Consider the following 15,619-nt stretch of genomic DNA (forward strand, 5'->3'; position numbering starts at 1 on the left):
GCCTGCTGCATGATATCGGCCCCGAGGAACTTGCGGTCACCTTCGCGACTCTCCAGCGCATAGAACGGTGGGCAAGCCGCCAAGACCGACGCCGAAGCGAAATAGCCATGCGCGCAAATGAACCCTTCCTGGTCCGCCACGCGGACCTGATTTTCGCTTTGAAGACGTTCGCCGCGTCGATCCTGGCGCTCGTCATCGCGCTGGCAATGGATCTGCCGCGGCCTTATTGGGCGATGGCGACCGTATACATCACCTCGCAGCCGCTGGCGGGGGCGACCAGTTCGAAGGCGTTCTTCCGCGTGATGGGCACGCTGGTCGGCGCGATCACGACGGTGGCGCTGGTCCCCAACCTGATCGATGCACCCGAGCTGCTGTGCCTCGCGATCGCACTCTGGGTCGGGCTCTGTCTTTATCTCTCGCTGCTCGACGGCACACCGCGCAGCTACGTCTTCATGCTGGCCGGGTACACGGTGGCGCTGATCGGCTTTCCCTCGGTGTCCGAGCCGGGCGCCATCTTCGAAACCGCGGTGGCAAGGCTCGAGGAAATTTCGCTCGGCATCATCTGCGCCAGCCTGGTTTCGACCATCGTCTTTCCGCGCAGCGTCGCGCCGGCTGTTGCCAATCGGATCGAGAATTGGGTGGCGGACGCGCAGCGCCTAAGTCAAGTCGTCCTGCTGCGCCACGGGACGAACGAAACCCGCCGCGGCAAGCGCATCAAGCTTGCGACCGACATCGTCGAAATCGACACGCTCTCCACCCATCTTGCTTATGACCGGTTGACCGACCGCAATGCCGTCGTCGGACTGGGTGAAATCCGGCTTCGCATGCTGATGCTTTTGCCGGTGATCGCTTCGCTCGAGGACCGGCTCGCCGCGCTGGGCGAGGAGGCGTTGAGGCGGCAACCCGAGCTGGGGCGGCTCCTGGAAGATCTCGCGGGATGGATCACGAGCGACGCCAACGAACGGCAGCCGGCCGAGCGGATTCGCGCCATGATCGCACGGCAGCAGGCGGTCCTCGACGACAGCGCGTCCTGGGAGCGGATCATCGTCACCAGCCTGTTGTCGCGGCTGCGCGAGCTGGTCGACCTCTCGAGCGATTGCCGCGCCCTGACGGAAGCGATCGTCGAGAACCGGAACGTCTCGACCCTCGATCTGGATTTCCAATCCGAAGCAGGTGCCGCGCCGGTGCGCCATAGGGATCGCGGCCTTGCCCTGTGGTCGGCTGCCGGCGCGTCGGCGGCCATCCTGATCTGCTGCGCGTTCTGGATCGGTACCGGCTGGCCGGACGGCGCGTCGGCGCCGATGATGGCGGCCGTCGCCTGTTCGTTCTTCGCCGCGCAGGACGACCCCGCGCGCTTCATCCGCAGTTTTGGCCTGTGGTCCCTGGTCGCCATTGTCGTCGTGGCGATCTACCTTTTTGCGCTGGTGCCCGCGATCTCGCATCTCGAGGTTTTGGTCGCCGCGCTCGCGCCAACATTCCTCCTCTATGGCTTGCTGATTGCAAGGCCCGCAACGACCGGAACCGGCATGGCGCTCGCAGCCAACACGGCGACGCTGCTGGCGCTGCAATCGACCTACAGCGCGGATTTCGCGTCCTACGCAAATTCCGCTGTCGCCTTCTTCGTCGGTGTCATCATTGCCGAGCTGGTGACGCGGATCGCGCGTGGGGTGGGGGCGGAGTGGATCGCCAACCGCCTGGTGCTGTCGAACTGGACGGCGCTCGCGGTCGCCGCCGAACGGCGCGGCAAGCGGGATCGCGCGGAGTTCGCGGGCCTGATGCTGCACCGGCTCGGCCTTCTGGTGCAGCGAATCGCGTTTCTCTCCGAGAGTGACCGCCGCGACGCCGAGAGCCTGGTCCAGCTTCGTATCGGAATCAACATCATCGATCTGCGGCGCGCCCGCTACGGGCTTGCGGCATCCACCATTGCCGTGATCGACGACATGCTCGATCAGCTCGCCATCGCCTGCCGCAGATATGCGGGTGATGGAATGCCGGCCGAACTTCTGACAAGCGTCGATCGGGCACTGGCCCGGGCGGTGAAGGATCCCAACGGAAAGGCGCGCGAGGACGCTCTGGTCGGCCTCGTCGGCATAAGGCGCGGCCTGTTTCCGGACGCACCGGCCTATCGGCCGCGGGCAGGCGAGAGTGTTGCGGCGTGAGATACGTGATCGATATCTACGGTGTGCTCGTGCCAGCGCTGCTGTTGTGGATCATCATCGCCTACGCACTGAGTGCTCTGCTGCGCCGCTTCATGCAGCGCTTTGATCTTTACCGGCTGGTCTGGCACCGCGCGCTGTTCGATTTCGCGATCTATGTCTGCATTCTCGGCGTCGTCGTCTATCTCTCGGAGTATCTTGCATGAAAGGGAATGTTGCCTGGCTCGGGCGCCTCGCGTTGACGCTCCTTGCCGTCGTCGCCGCGCTCGCTGTCGGCCGCGAGCTCTGGGTCTATTACATGGAGCAGCCATGGACCCGCGACGGCCGGGTGCGCGCCGACGTGGTGCAGGTCGCGCCCGATGTGTCGGGCTTCGTGACCGAAGTGTTGGTCAAGGACAACCAGAAGGTCCATCGCGGTGACGTCCTGTTCAAGATCGACCGCGAGCGTTTTGCGCTGGCGCTGCGGCAGGCCGATGCGTCGGTGGCCGGTCATCAGGCTACGCTCGATCAGGCCAATGCCGATTTGAAGCGCTACAGCGCGCTGACGACCGACGCCGTGTCGCAGCAGAAACAGGAGCAGGTGCTGGCCACCCAGCTCCAGGCCAAGGCGGCTTTCGATGCGGCCGTTGCCGACCGCGCGGTCGCCCAGCTCAACCTCGATCGCAGCGAGGTGCATGCCTCCGTGAACGGCGTGATCACTAACATGAATCTGCGTCCCGGTGCTTACGTCACGGCCGGGAAGGGCGTGATGGCGCTGGTCGACACCGACACGTTGCATGTCGAAGGCTATTTCGAGGAGACGAAACTCGCGCGCATTCGTATCGGCGACAAGGTGCAGGTCCGACTGATGGGCGAGAAGGTGACGCTGCTGGGTCATGTCGAGAGCATCGCGGCCGGCATCGAGGATCGCGACCGTGCCGAGGGGGCCAGCCTGCTTGCCAACGTCAACCCGACCTTCAGCTGGGTGCGCCTCGCCCAGCGCGTCCCGGTGCGAATCGCGCTGGATCATGTGCCTGACGGGATGTCGCTGGTGGCCGGGCGTTCGGCGACGGTTGAGGTGTTGAACTAGGCGCGACTGCCATCACTCGCTTCAAGCATTCGAATATTTCTTCAGCTCGAACCGCGCAATCTGGTTCCTGTGGACCTCATCCGGGCCGTCGGCGAGACGCAGCAAGCGCGCGGTTGCGTAGGCCTGGGTCAATCCGAAATCATTGGACGTGCCGCCGCCGCCGTGGGCCTGGATCGCCCAGTCGATGATCTGGCAGGCCATGTTGGGCACGGCGACCTTGATCATCGCAATCTCGGCTTTCGCCACCTTGTTGCCGACGGTATCCATCGCGTAGGCGGCGTTGAGCGTCAGCAACCGGGCCTGCTCGATCATGATGCGGGCTTCAGCGATGCGCTCCTGCGTCACCGTCTGCTCGGAAACCGGCTTGCCGAAGGCGACGCGGCTGCGCACCCGGCGGCACATCTTTTCCAGCGTGCGCTCGGAGAGCCCGATCAGCCGCATGCAGTGATGGATACGCCCCGGGCCGAGGCGTCCCTGCGCGATCTCGAAACCACGGCCCTCGCCGAGCAGCATGTTCTCCTTGGGCACGCGCACATCGGTGAAGACGACCTCGGAGGCGCGATCGGGCACGCCGTAGAAGCCGAACACGGGCAGGGGACGCTTGACCGCGACGCCCGCTGTGTCCATCGGCACCAGGATCATGGATTGCTGCTTGTGGCGGTCCGCATTGTCGGGATCAGTCTTGCCCATGAAAATGCAGATCTTGCAGCGCGGGTCGGTCGCGTTGGTGGTGTACCATTTTCGGCCGTTGATGACGTAATGGTCGCCGTCGCGGACGATCGAGCTTTCGATGTTGGTCGCATCGGACGAGGCGACGGCAGGCTCGGTCATGGCGAAGCAGGAGCGGATTTCGCCTGCGAGCAACGGCTTCAGCCAGCGCTCCTTGTCGTTCTCCGTGCCATAGCGCTCCAGCACCTCCATGTTGCCGGTATCGGGCGCCGAACAGTTGAAGACTTCGGGCGCGAGATGCGAGCGGCCCATGACTTCGCAAAGCGGGGCATATTCGAGATTGGTCAGGCCTGCACCGTGCCCGGAGTCCGGCAGGAACAAATTCCAGAGACCTTCGGCGCGCGCCAGCGGCTTCAGCTCCTCGACGACCGGATAGACCTTCCAGGGCCCCAGCTCCTCCGCCTCGCGATAAAAGCGTTCCTCGTTCGGATAGATGTGCCGGTCCATGAAACCGTCGAGCCTGCGCTTCAGCTCGACGACTTTGGGGGACATCGGGTAGAGCATCTTTGGTCTCCTCGATCGATGGACAGGCTGGCGCGCAATCGGCTCAGGCGACGCGATACTCTTTGAATTTCTCGCGCAGCGCCGATTTAAGCACCTTGCCGGTGCCGGTCATCGGGAACTCGTCCATGAACTCGACGGCGTCGGGCATCCACCAGCTCGCGATTTTCGGGCGCATGTGGTCGAGCAGCGTCTTGCCGTCGACGGTCGCGCCCTTCTTGCGGACGACGATGAGCAGAGGCCGCTCCTGCCATTTCTCATGGTTGATCGCGACCACGGCGGCTTGCAGCACATCGGGGTGAGACAAGGCGACGTCCTCGAGCTGGATCGAGGAGATCCATTCGCCGCCGGACTTGATCACGTCCTTGGAGCGGTCGGTCAGCGTGACGTGGCCCTGGGGGTCGATCACGGCCATGTCACCGGTGATCAGCCAGCCGTCGCGGTCCAGGCCTTCGTCGAGTTTCATGTAGCCGGACGCAACCCACGGTCCCCGCGCGCGCAGATGGCCGACGCTCTTGCCGTCGCGCGGCAGCTCGTTGCCGCCGTCGTCGACGATGCGCAAGGCGGTGCCGAAACACGCGCGGCCGGACACCTGGCGGCGGTCGAACTTCTCCTTGTCTTCGAGATGCTCGGAGCCCGGCCGAAGGCCCGGCATCGAGCAGCCCAACGCTTCGGTCATGCCCCAGGCCTGGATGTAGTCGATGTCATACTCACGCTTGAGCTTCTCGACCATCGCGCGCGGCGGCGCCGAGCCTGACGACAATGTTGCGCGAAGTGTCGAGAACCTGTTGCCGGTGCGTCCGAGCCAGTCGAGCAGGATCAGCCAGAAGCTAGGCACGCCCGCCGACAGCGTCACCTTCTCTCCTTCAAGCAATTCGTAGAGCTTGTCCGGCTCGTAATTGCGGCCGGGCAGCACCAGCTTCGAACCGGTATAGGGCGCGGTGAACGGCATGTTCCAGCCGTTGCCGTGGAATAGCGGCGCCATCGGCATCATCACCTCGCGCACACCTTCCAGGTGCCCGGGCAGGAAGTCGAAATTGCAGGAGACCATGGTCTGCAGGATCGCGGCGCGGTGCGAATAGATCACGCCCTTCGGATTGCCGGTGGTGCCGGAGGTGTAGCAGATCGTGGACGCCGACTTTTCGTCGAACTCCGGCCAGACGAAGCCGGCGTCGTTCTCTTTGTCCAGAAGCTCCTCGTAGCAATGGACGTTGGCAAGTTTGGTCTCCGGCATCCGCTCGCGCGAGCACATCACGACATAGGCTTCGATCGATTTGAGCTGCGGCGCGATTGCCTCCACGATCGGCAGCGTGGCGCGGTCGATGAACAGCAGCCGGTCCTCGGCATGATTGACGATATAGACGAGCTGTTCGGGGAACAGCCGCGGGTTGATCGTGTGCAGCACATAGCCCATGCCCGGCGCGGCGTAGAACATTTCGAAATGCCGGTGCGTATTCCAGGCCAGCGTTCCGACGCGGTCGCCGGGCATCATGCCGAGCCGCTTGAGCGCCAATGCCATGCGCTTGATGCGCGGATGGGCGTCCGCATAGGTGTAGCGATGGATGTCGCCCTCGATCTCGCGGGCGACGACCTCGGCCTCGCCGTGATAATCGGCGGCATACTGGATCAGGCCGCTGATCAGGAGCGGCATGTCCATCATCAATCCCTGCATCGTTCCTCCGGATCGCCACGTCGTTGCGCGGCGTGCGCTTGTGATGTGCGCTTGAGGTTAGCGGAACGCCACGCGACGTTCACGTAAAAAGCGAGGGACCTGATTGCATGCGTCTCTTTTTCAGGGCTAAGTGATGTGAGCTGCCGGCGAAGCAGTTTCCGCCGGGGAGGAAATGGATGTCAGCGGAAAGACACAAGACCGGTGCAGCCGGCGAATCTACAATCGACATTGCCGCACTCCGCGCGCGCTATCGCGATGAGCGCGATCGCCGCCTGCGCACCGAAGGCAAGGCGCAATATGTCGAGGTGACCGGCGAGTTCGGGCGCTATCTCGACGATCCCTGGGCCAATTCCGGATTTGCGCGCGAGGCTGTCAGTGAACAGACCGAGGTGCTCATCGTCGGCGGCGGCTTCGGCGGCCTTCTGTGTGGCGCGCGACTGCGCGCGGCCGGCATCGATGATTTCCGGGTCGTGGAAAAGGCCGCCGATTTCGGCGGCACCTGGTACTGGAATCGCTACCCTGGTGCGGCCTGCGATACCGAGAGCTACATCTACCTGCCGTTATTGGAAGAGACCGGCTACATGCCGGTGCGTAAATATGCGCGAGCCCCCGAGATCTACGAACATTCGCGCCGCATCGGCCGTCACTTCGATCTCTACGAGCGCGCGCTGTTTCAGACCGTCATCACGCGCATGGAATGGCAGGAGTACGAGGCACGTTGGCTGGTCGAGACCGATCGCGGTGATTGCATCCGCGCGCGCTTCGTCATCCTTGCTGGAGGCCCACTGAGCCGTCCGAAGCTGCCGGGCATTCCCGGTATCGAAAACTTCAAGGGACACAGCTTCCACACTAGCCGCTGGGATTACGCCTACACCGGCGGCACGGCCGAAGGTGATCTTGGTGGTCTTGGCGACAAACGCGTCGGTATCATCGGCACCGGCGCCACCGCCGTGCAATGCGTGCCGCATCTCGGCCGCTCGGCCAAGGAGCTCTACGTCTTCCAACGTACGCCGTCGGCGATCGGCGTGCGCGACGACCGCCCGACGGATCAGAGCTGGGCGCAGGGACTCAGACCCGGCTGGCAGCGCGAGCGCATGGACAATTTCACCACGGTGATCTCGGGCGAGCCATTCGAACAGGATCTGGTGCAGGACGGCTGGACCGGCCTGCTCGGCGAGATACTGCTGGCGCCGCGTCGCCAGACGCAGCCGGTGACCTCGATCGAGGAGGCGCTCAAGGTCATCGAGCAGGCCGATTATCGCAAGATGGAAGAGATCCGGGCGCGCGTCGACGCGATCGTCAAGGACGAGGCAACTGCTTCGGCGTTAAAGCCGTGGTACAAGGCCTTCTGCAAGCGGCCGTGTTTCCACGACGAATATCTCGACACCTTCAATCGTCCCAACGTGCATCTCGTCGACACCAGGGGGCAAGGCGTCGAGCGCATCACCGAGAACGCCGTCGTGGTCGACGGCAAGGCCTATGAGCTCGACTGCCTGATCTATGCGAGCGGTTTTGAAGTCGGCACCGATTACGCCCGTCGTATGGGCTTCGAGATTTATGGACGCGATGGCACGAGTCTGTCCGAGCGCTGGCGCGACGGCGTCAAGACGATGCATGGCTTCTACAGCCGCGGCTTCCCGAACTGCTTCCTGATCGTCATGGTGCAGGCCGGCCAGAGCGCCAACTTTCCGCACATCATCGACGAGCAGTCGCAGCACATCGCCTACGTGATCGCTGAAGCGCGCAAGCGCAAGGCGCGAACTCTTGAGCCGACGCTGGCGGCCGAAAACGCCTGGGTTGAGGAGGTGGTCAAAGCCGCGCTCGGACGCCAGACCTACCTCGCTGAATGCACGCCCGGCTACTACAACAATGAAGGCGTGTTCGATCCGATCGCGGCGAGAAACAGCCAGTATTGGCGCGGGCCGGTGGCATTCCTGCGGCTGCTCAACAAGTGGCGCAAGGAGGGCAATTTGGACGGACTGGAACTGTCGTATGAGCACGCCATGGAGTCGGCGCCTTCGTCCGGGTAAGCTCGGGCATTGGATCGCGCCAGAGAGAGGACATTGGACATGATCAGGGGCAGAACTGTAACTGCGGCGGTTTTCGGGGCGATGACGCTGCTCGGCTGCCTCTCGCCCGCCGCCCACGCCGCGCAATGCGGCAGTTCGCCGGCCGGCTTCGAGGCCTGGAAGCGCGAGTTCAGTGCGGAAGCGCAGGGCAAAGGCGTCGGCCAGACCGCGCTCGGGGCGCTGATGCAGACCAATTACGCCAGTGCCACCATCGCGGCCGACCGCGGCCAGCGCAGCTTCTCGCTGACACTCGACCAATTCCTCGCCAAGCGCGGCGCCACTACCATCGTCGCCAAGGGGCGCCAGCTCAAGCAGTCGCAGGCCGCCTTGTTCGCCTCGATCCAGCAGCGCTATGGCGTTCCGCCGGGGCCGCTGATCGCGATCTGGGGCATGGAGACCGGGTTCGGCAGCCAACGCGGCAACCAGAACATGCTCTCCTCGATCGCAACGCTTGCCTATGACTGCCGCCGTCCCGAATTCTTCACCGAGCAGCTCTATGCGGCGCTGAAGCTGATCGATCGCGGCACGCTGTCGGGGGCAACCCGCGGCTCGATGCACGGCGAAGTCGGTCAGACCCAGTTCATGCCCAAGAACATCCTGGCCTACGGCACAGGCAATCTCGAAGTTGCCGCCAATGCGCTGAACTCGACAGCGAATTTCCTCAAGGCCCATGGCTGGCGTGCAGGAGCCGGTTACCAGCCGGGCGAGCCGAATTTCGCCGCCATCGAAGCCTGGAATGCCGCCGGCGTTTATCAGAAGGCGATCGCCCTGATGGGACGGCAGATCGACGAGGGCGGAGGTACGGCCGCGTCGCGCTGACCAGAGCCCCGTTTCGAACGGGCTCTACCTTCTTGTTTTGGCGCGTTTTCCTTATGCGGACCGGCATCCACTTCGCTTGGGCACCCTGCTGCTCAGCAAGGCGTGATGCGCGGGCAAGAGAAAGTTGTTGCCAACTGGAACCGACGGCACGAGGTTTGCTTTGATCGAACAGGGCTGGGCATGAGGAGACTCAACATGGCAACCCAGATCGTGATGGACCAGACTGGCGACACGCGCCACGAGTTTGATCCTGGCAATGCCGAAGCGCTGGCGCGGGCCGAACGGCGCTTTCGGGAGCTGACCGGAGCGGGCTTCACCGCCGCGCTGCGAACCGGACCCGGCGAAGTCACCCGGATCCGATCGTTCGACCCGACCGCGCAGGAAACGCTGTTCTATCCCCGCCTGGTCGGCGGTTGATCTGAGCTGCTCATGATCGCGGCGGTCTGGCTCCGCGCGCCGGCGCGTGCGCGTCTGCATGCGCTACGCGAACTCTATCGGCGCTTCTTCGGCGAGAACACGCCGGATGCCCGCGGCCGGCGGCTCCTGGCCGAATGGCTGTCACCGGCGCAGCGCGCGCAATTCGAGCAGTACCGGCATTTCGATGTCGTCGGCTGCGATACCGGCAAGACCTATCGCATCCACTATGGCACCGCCGCCAATGTCCACGAGATCGACGCGGCCGGAAACGCGACAATGGGGTGGTGCTTTGTCCCGTCAGGCTTTCTCGTCCCCGGCGACGTCATGCTCGCACAGAAGATCGCACTCGAAACCGACGAAAGGGGAGCTCTCGCGCTCGCCAACAGGTTTCCGCCGGCAACGCATTCGGAGCATTTCTACCGGCGGCCGTTCTAGGGCAAGGCTATCAGTGCACGGCTATCAGTAATGTGTGGTGCGATAGGCATCCACCGCGTGCGCTGCAAAAACGCCGACGCTGCAAAGCGCGAGCAGGGCCGAGATCAGCTCGATCATAGCTCGTCCTCCTGCGGCGCCAGGGCGACGAGGTGCTGACAGCAGGAATAATCCCAGATCAGGTCGAGGAAGAATTGCATGGTGGCCGTCCCTGTATGATTTTGACAACCAGATAACCGAGCATCTGTTTCAGGCGTGTTTCGTCGCATCTGGAAACGGGTTTCTTGGGGAACCCCGGGCTGGTTTGTGCGCTGCGGAGCCGCTACATCCCGCTCTTGCTCAATCCCATTAGCCGCGAGGCGGCGCATCACATGGCGAGGCGAAATCATGGCGCAGGTCGAGTGGTTCGACGATCTCACCATTGGAATGCAGTTCAAATCCCCCGAAGTTCACGTCACCGAGGCCGACATCAAGCGGTTCGCGGCCGAGTTCGATCCGCAGCCGATGCATCTCGACCACGAAGCCGCCAAGCAGACCCTGTTCCGGGGTCTCGCTGCCTCGGGATGGCACACCGCTGCGATTGCCATGAGCCTCGCGATCCAGACCCGCCCCTTCGGCCCGCATCCGCTGATCGGCGCCGGCGTCGACGGGCTGCGCTGGACCATCCCGGTACGGCCCGATGACCGCCTGCATCTGGTTGGCGAGGTCATGAGCCTGACGCCGTCGAAGTCGAAGCCGCAGGGTATCGCACTGGTGAAATGGACCATGTTCAACCAGAACGGCGAGGAGGTTTACACCTTCACCCCGATCGCGATCGTGCCGCGGCGGGAGTAGGGCAAGGTCGGGGCCTACGCACCCCTGAAGCCCTTGCGGGTCACCGGCAGAGGTGGTCATCTCGGTCCGGGGAACACGCTGGAGGCTGACATGAAACGATCTCTTCTCGCCGCCGGGTTGCTGGCCGGCGCCTTGAGCGCAGTCGCTTTGACCGCAAGACCGGTGCAGGCGCAACAATCCAAGGTCGGCGACTGGACCATCGAAAAGCGTACGCAAGACGCACATTGCAATGCGAGCCGCGGCTACAAGGACAAGGAAGACGAGAACCGGGACTACGTCATCGTCATTACCTATTCCGAGAAGGCTATTGTCATCGTCATGATCTATGACGGCTGGGAGTGGGACAAGGTTGGTGAGATCCTCCGGGCCGATGTCGGCACCGACGACGCCGATATCATGAAGAAGGCCAAGTGGGAGGTCATGGACAAGACCACCGTGCGCGGCATCTTCGAATACGATCAGTCCATGATGGACCGGCTGTCTAAGGCCAAGCGTCTCTCGCTCGATTTCGAGGACGATGACGACGACAGCATCGAGATGCAGGTGCCGCGTGCCGGTGAAGCGCTGGCGGCGCTGAAATTCTGCGAGGAGAATCGCAAGTAAATTGCCGGAATCGGATGCGACGTCGGCGGGATCGGTGACGACAGGGTTCTGCAGCGCGCGGCGCCTGACGCATCGCGCACGTGACTCATCGCACACAGTCCGCGCGCTGTTCGCATTTATCCTAGTCTTTGGCGAAAACGTCCAAGCCGCATCCTGCGGTTGACGTTACGCAAGGACGATGTTCGATATTCCAGCATTTCGTTGCAACGTTTTCTCCGCGTCGATTGCGTCGTCCGGCCGATGACAATCCTCCACGCAAATCGGTTTTCGTCTCTCGTCGGCGAGATCTACGACGCGGCGGTCGATCCCGCGCTACGCAGCGGGGTGCTGGAACAGGTTTCGCATTTCATCGGCGGATGTGCCGCGACCATCCTGTCCAGGGACAGAGCCAGGCTCTCGATCGAGATCCATGAGCATTTCGGCAGCGAATCCCGCTTCCGCCAGCTATATCGCGACCGATATGTGGAGCTGGACCCTCTGCTCGATCGTCATCTCACGCTCGCGGCGGAACAGACGATCGGCGTAGCCGACATCATGCCTCATGCGGATTTCCTGACAACGAGCTTCTATCGCGAGTGGGTGGAACCGCAAGGAGCGATGGACCTTGCAACCGTCGCGCTCGAGACGTCGGCCACGCGCACCACGATCCTGCAGGTGTTGCGGCACCGGTCGCACGGACTCGTCGACGAGCCGATGCGTGAGCGCATGCGGCTGCTTGCTCCGCACCTCCAGCGCGCCAGGATCATGGGCCGGCAGATCAGGGCACGCTCGCATACCGTGGACGACCTTGCCGATATCTTGGATGGGCTGAGCACGGCGATCTGCCTGCTCGACGCAGATGGCCGCGTCGTGCATTCCAACGCAGCATGCCGCGGGCTGTTCGCGGATGCCAGACTGCTCGCAATGGTCGGCGACCGGATCGTGGCCCGTAACACCCAGACCGAGAAAATATTCCGTGGCCTGTGCGAAATCGATTCAGGGAACGAAACTCGTTCCGTTCCCCGCCGTCAGATCGAGCTTGCGACATCAGTTGATGGGCAGCACTATCTGCTCCACGCTTTTCCCCTGAAGCGCGATCGCACTCCATCGCGAGATGTTGCAGCCACGGTGCTGTTCGTTCAGAAGGCATCGGCGGCGACATGGCTCGCAGCCGATGCGATCGCTGCGGCCTTCAGGCTGACACCGTCCGAATTGCGCGTATTGATGGCAATTATCGAGATTGGCGGCGTTCCCGACATTGCGGCAAAGCTCGGCATCGCCGAAACGACGGTGAAGACGCATCTCGGCCGCCTGTTCGAGAAGACCGGCGCCGGCAGGCAGGCCGACCTGGTCAAGATCGCCACCGGCTTTGCCGTTCCATTCGCGCGTCGAACGAACGACGGTGACGATGCCTTGTGATTTATTTCACATGGTTCGCCGGCTATGTGCCGCAATCTCAATCCATTGTGATGAGCCGAGCTCCGGTGTCCTCCGAATGCAGGACGCGAGTCATTTGAGACTTTCGTATATCGCGTTGCAGAAAAGTGAAAAGCAGCAAGCGCCGCGAAGAGATGCCACGACGGCATCGAACGCGAGTGTGAGGAACGACAGCGCGCGGCCGGCCTGCTCATCGGTTGGAGGATTGCAGTGAGCCAGTTTGATTTTTCCGTTATCAACGTTTCAACGAACGAAATTCCCGAAAACGAGCGCATCCCTCTGCTTCGCGATTTTTACTGCCGCGGGGTGTTGAAAGCGGAGGTCGAGCCCAGGGAAGGAAAGCCGTTCGCGGCGAGCTTCACGTCCCACGTCATGCCGGAAGCCCAATTGCTGATCGGAGGATTGTGCGGAGCGCGGGTCATTCGCACCAAGCACATGGTTGCCGATGGCGATGACAGTCTGGCCCTGATCGTGAATCGATCCGGCGTGCTTGGGATATCCGAGCGAGGGCACGATCTGAGCCTCCGTGCCGGAGAGGCTGTCCTGACGAGCGCGGAGGACGTCACGACGTTCGAGCGATTGTCGCTGGGTAGCTGTTTCTCGCTGCGTGTGCCGAGACGCGTGCTGGCGCCGATGATCGTGGATGTCGATGACGCTGTGATGAGGGTCATACCGGAGAGTTCAACGGGACTTCGGCTGCTGGTCGATTACGCGGTGACGCTGGTGCGGGAGAATGCGTTCGCGATGCCCAATTTGCGCCAGCTCGGGGTCGGGCATCTGCACGATCTTCTGGCAATCGTCCTCGGTGCCACCAACGAGCCGCGGGAACTGGCCGGGCGGCGCGGCCTCAAGGCGGCACGGCTGCAGAAGGCCAAAGCCTCCATCGCCAACAATTGTTGGCGGCAGGACCTGTCGGTTGCCACGGTCGCCCACGAGCTCGGCGTGACGCCGCGTTATCTCCAGCGCCTGTTCGAGGCCGACGGCAAGACGTTCTCGTCCTTCCTGATCGAACAACGCGTCAAGCGTGCACATCGCATGTTGCGCGAACCCGGATACGCCGAGCGGACGGTCAGCTCGATCGCCTACGATGTCGGTTTCGGCGATCTCTCCTATTTCAACCGCTGCTTCCGGCGGACTTATGGCGCCACGCCCAGTGACGTCAGGAGCCGCGAGATGTCGTGACCGCGCGCGATTGAATGTCAGGTCAAATGCCGATTGGAGACGGCACGGGCGTGCGCCGCCCGCAGTTGGAGTGTTGTATTGCATGCGCCGTTTTTTCTTTGATCTTATGCTCGGCAATATCGTGAAGATCGATCCGGGTGGCATGGTGTTCGAATGCCCCGAAGCGACATTCGTGGTGGCCAACGAGATGGCAAGCCACCTGTTCGTCTGGCGCGACGATTTGCGCGGCCGCGATGCCTGCATCCGGGTCAGAGACACCGACGGGCGCGAGATCTATCGCGCCGCGGTCTGGTCGGAGAATCTGGAGAAGGTCGGCTGGGACGAGGCGTGAGCGTCCCGGTGCGGTATTGCAACTCCGCATCAGCAGCGCCCAAAACGGATGTCCGTTCGTTCCGGCCGGCTCGATCCGCCGGGCCGGCGTCCTCCGATCGGAGGATGCCGCATGCTGTGGTTGTGGTATGCTTGGTGATATTGATCACCCAGGCCATTTATAGCCATGCACGGACCACGGAAACTGCCCGACCTGGTCGAGGCCATCTACGATGCCGGGCTCGATCCCTCGCTGTGGAATAACGTCGTCACCGGCATCCGCGACTTCGTCGGCGGCCAGGCCTGCGGGCTGTTTTCCAAGGACTCGGTCAGCAAATTCGGCGTCACGCACTATTATTGCGGGGCGGACCCGCACTACATCCGGCTCTATTCCGAGACGCATTCGAAGTTCGATCCGCTGACAGTCCTGCCGCCGCATGGCCAGATCGTCAGCATCCCGGATCTCGTCAATTTCGATGAATATCGGCGAGGACGCTTTTACCAGGAGTGGATGCGGCCGCAGGGTTGCAGCGATGCGGCCAACGTCGTGCTCGAGAATTCGAATCCGAACTGCCCGGTGATGATGACGGTGCTGTCGGGCCGCCGGATGGTGGATCCCGTGATGAAGCACCGCCTCTCGCTGGTCGTCCCGCACGCCAGCCGCGCGTTGCTGATCAACCGCGCCATGACCTCGCAACTGACGCTGGCGACAGCGCTGGCGGAGGTCCTGGACAATCTTGCCTGCGGCATCTTCCTGCTCGATGGTTTCTGCCGGGTGGTGCACGCGAATTCCGCGGGGCACGATTTGCTTGCGGCCGACGATCTGGTTCGGTCCGTTGCGGGGCAATTGGTGACCAGCAGTGCGGAGGCCAATCAGACGCTGCGGGAAGCGTTCACGGCCCGCAATGAAATTGCCCTGCTTGCCACAAAGGGGCATGCGTTTTCACTGCTTTCGCCTTCGGGCGAGCGTTACGTCGCGCACATCCTGCCGCTGTCGTCCGTCCTGCGGGACCGCAGCGAGCGGGTGGTCGATGCCGTCGGTGCGCTGCTCCTGCGCCAGGTATGGCCCGGCGGACAGTCCTACGGCGAATTGATCGCGCGGACATTCGACCTTACGCCGGCCGAGCTGCGCGTGTTCGTGTCGATCGTCGAGGTTGGCGGCGTCCCGGAGACGGCGGTCGCGCTCGGTATCGCGGAAACGACGGCGAAGACGCATCTGCACCGCGTGTTCGCCAAGACGGGCGTTTCGCGTCAGGCTGATCTCGTCAAGCTTGCAGCAGGGTTCTCCAATCCGCTCGTCAACTAGACCGTTGATTTTGCCATCGCGATTGAACCTTTCGCTCCCGCGAAAGACTCACGGAAGCCGCCAGGCATGAAGAACATGTCGCCATGTCCATGTGTCACCATTGGC

The 15,619-nt window shown here is 63.0% G+C and carries 15 protein-coding genes; 13 read left to right on the top strand and 2 right to left on the bottom strand.

Features of this window, described 5'->3' with window-relative positions:
- Positions 1–107 precede the first annotated feature (107 nt).
- From AC0L3C_RS16005 to AC0L3C_RS16015, 3 genes are read left to right on the top strand one after another with little or no spacing between them, the layout of a single operon-like run.
- The gene (locus AC0L3C_RS16005; protein WP_473408435.1) at positions 108–2,159 is read left to right on the top strand and encodes an FUSC family protein; all 2,052 of its coding nucleotides are present in this window, start codon (positions 108–110) and stop codon (positions 2,157–2,159) included.
- Positions 2,156–2,362: a DUF1656 domain-containing protein gene (locus AC0L3C_RS16010; protein WP_027517340.1), complete on the top strand. Its 207-nt coding sequence runs from the start codon at positions 2,156–2,158 to the stop codon at positions 2,360–2,362. Before AC0L3C_RS16005 ends, AC0L3C_RS16010 begins: the two co-directional genes overlap by 4 nt.
- Positions 2,359–3,225 (top strand): efflux RND transporter periplasmic adaptor subunit, encoded by an 867-nt coding sequence (locus AC0L3C_RS16015; protein ID WP_473408436.1) that lies wholly within the window; start codon positions 2,359–2,361, stop codon positions 3,223–3,225. The genes AC0L3C_RS16010 and AC0L3C_RS16015 overlap by 4 nt, the downstream gene beginning before the upstream one ends.
- A gap of 21 nt (positions 3,226–3,246) precedes the next feature.
- On the opposite strand, the gene AC0L3C_RS16020 is transcribed toward AC0L3C_RS16015, so the two are convergent.
- Positions 3,247–4,458: an acyl-CoA dehydrogenase family protein gene (locus AC0L3C_RS16020; RefSeq protein WP_473408437.1), complete on the bottom strand. Its 1,212-nt coding sequence runs from the start codon at positions 4,456–4,458 to the stop codon at positions 3,247–3,249.
- Between the two features lie 43 nt (positions 4,459–4,501).
- Positions 4,502–6,127 (bottom strand): long-chain fatty acid--CoA ligase, encoded by a 1,626-nt coding sequence (locus AC0L3C_RS16025; protein WP_473408438.1) that lies wholly within the window; start codon positions 6,125–6,127, stop codon positions 4,502–4,504.
- Positions 6,128–6,303: 176 nt separating this feature from the next.
- On the opposite strand from AC0L3C_RS16025, the gene AC0L3C_RS16030 reads away from it, so the two are divergent.
- The 10 genes from AC0L3C_RS16030 to AC0L3C_RS16075 all read left to right on the top strand — a co-directional run bounded on the left by AC0L3C_RS16030 (position 6,304) and on the right by AC0L3C_RS16075 (position 15,514).
- Entirely contained in the window at positions 6,304–8,157 is a 1,854-nt protein-coding gene (locus tag AC0L3C_RS16030) for a flavin-containing monooxygenase (RefSeq protein ID WP_473408439.1), read from the top strand.
- A gap of 39 nt (positions 8,158–8,196) precedes the next feature.
- Positions 8,197–9,015, top strand: coding sequence for a lytic murein transglycosylase (locus tag AC0L3C_RS16035; protein WP_473408440.1), 819 nt, complete (start codon positions 8,197–8,199; stop codon positions 9,013–9,015).
- A 195-nt stretch (positions 9,016–9,210) separates the two neighbouring features.
- Positions 9,211–9,432 (top strand): hypothetical protein, encoded by a 222-nt coding sequence (locus AC0L3C_RS16040; RefSeq protein WP_007592399.1) that lies wholly within the window; start codon positions 9,211–9,213, stop codon positions 9,430–9,432.
- A 12-nt stretch (positions 9,433–9,444) separates the two neighbouring features.
- Complete coding sequence (locus AC0L3C_RS16045; RefSeq protein WP_007592397.1) at positions 9,445–9,867, top strand: hypothetical protein; 423 nt, start codon at positions 9,445–9,447, stop codon at positions 9,865–9,867.
- Between the two features lie 384 nt (positions 9,868–10,251).
- Complete coding sequence (locus tag AC0L3C_RS16050; RefSeq protein WP_247297582.1) at positions 10,252–10,698, top strand: MaoC family dehydratase; 447 nt, start codon at positions 10,252–10,254, stop codon at positions 10,696–10,698.
- Positions 10,699–10,788: 90 nt separating this feature from the next.
- On the top strand, positions 10,789–11,301 hold the full coding sequence (locus AC0L3C_RS16055; RefSeq protein WP_211399667.1) for a hypothetical protein: 513 nt from the start codon (positions 10,789–10,791) through the stop codon (positions 11,299–11,301).
- A gap of 240 nt (positions 11,302–11,541) precedes the next feature.
- Positions 11,542–12,699 (top strand): helix-turn-helix transcriptional regulator, encoded by a 1,158-nt coding sequence (locus AC0L3C_RS16060; protein WP_473257589.1) that lies wholly within the window; start codon positions 11,542–11,544, stop codon positions 12,697–12,699.
- A gap of 228 nt (positions 12,700–12,927) precedes the next feature.
- Entirely contained in the window at positions 12,928–13,899 is a 972-nt protein-coding gene (locus AC0L3C_RS16065) for a helix-turn-helix transcriptional regulator (RefSeq protein ID WP_473278328.1), read from the top strand.
- A gap of 82 nt (positions 13,900–13,981) precedes the next feature.
- The gene (locus AC0L3C_RS16070) at positions 13,982–14,230 is read left to right on the top strand and encodes a DUF6894 family protein (protein WP_473257583.1); all 249 of its coding nucleotides are present in this window, start codon (positions 13,982–13,984) and stop codon (positions 14,228–14,230) included.
- Positions 14,231–14,395: 165 nt separating this feature from the next.
- Positions 14,396–15,514, top strand: a complete 1,119-nt coding sequence (locus AC0L3C_RS16075) for a helix-turn-helix transcriptional regulator (RefSeq protein ID WP_473408441.1) — start codon at positions 14,396–14,398, stop codon at positions 15,512–15,514.
- Positions 15,515–15,619: the final 105 nt, after the last annotated feature.

The organism is Bradyrhizobium sp. WSM4872, assembly GCF_055811715.1.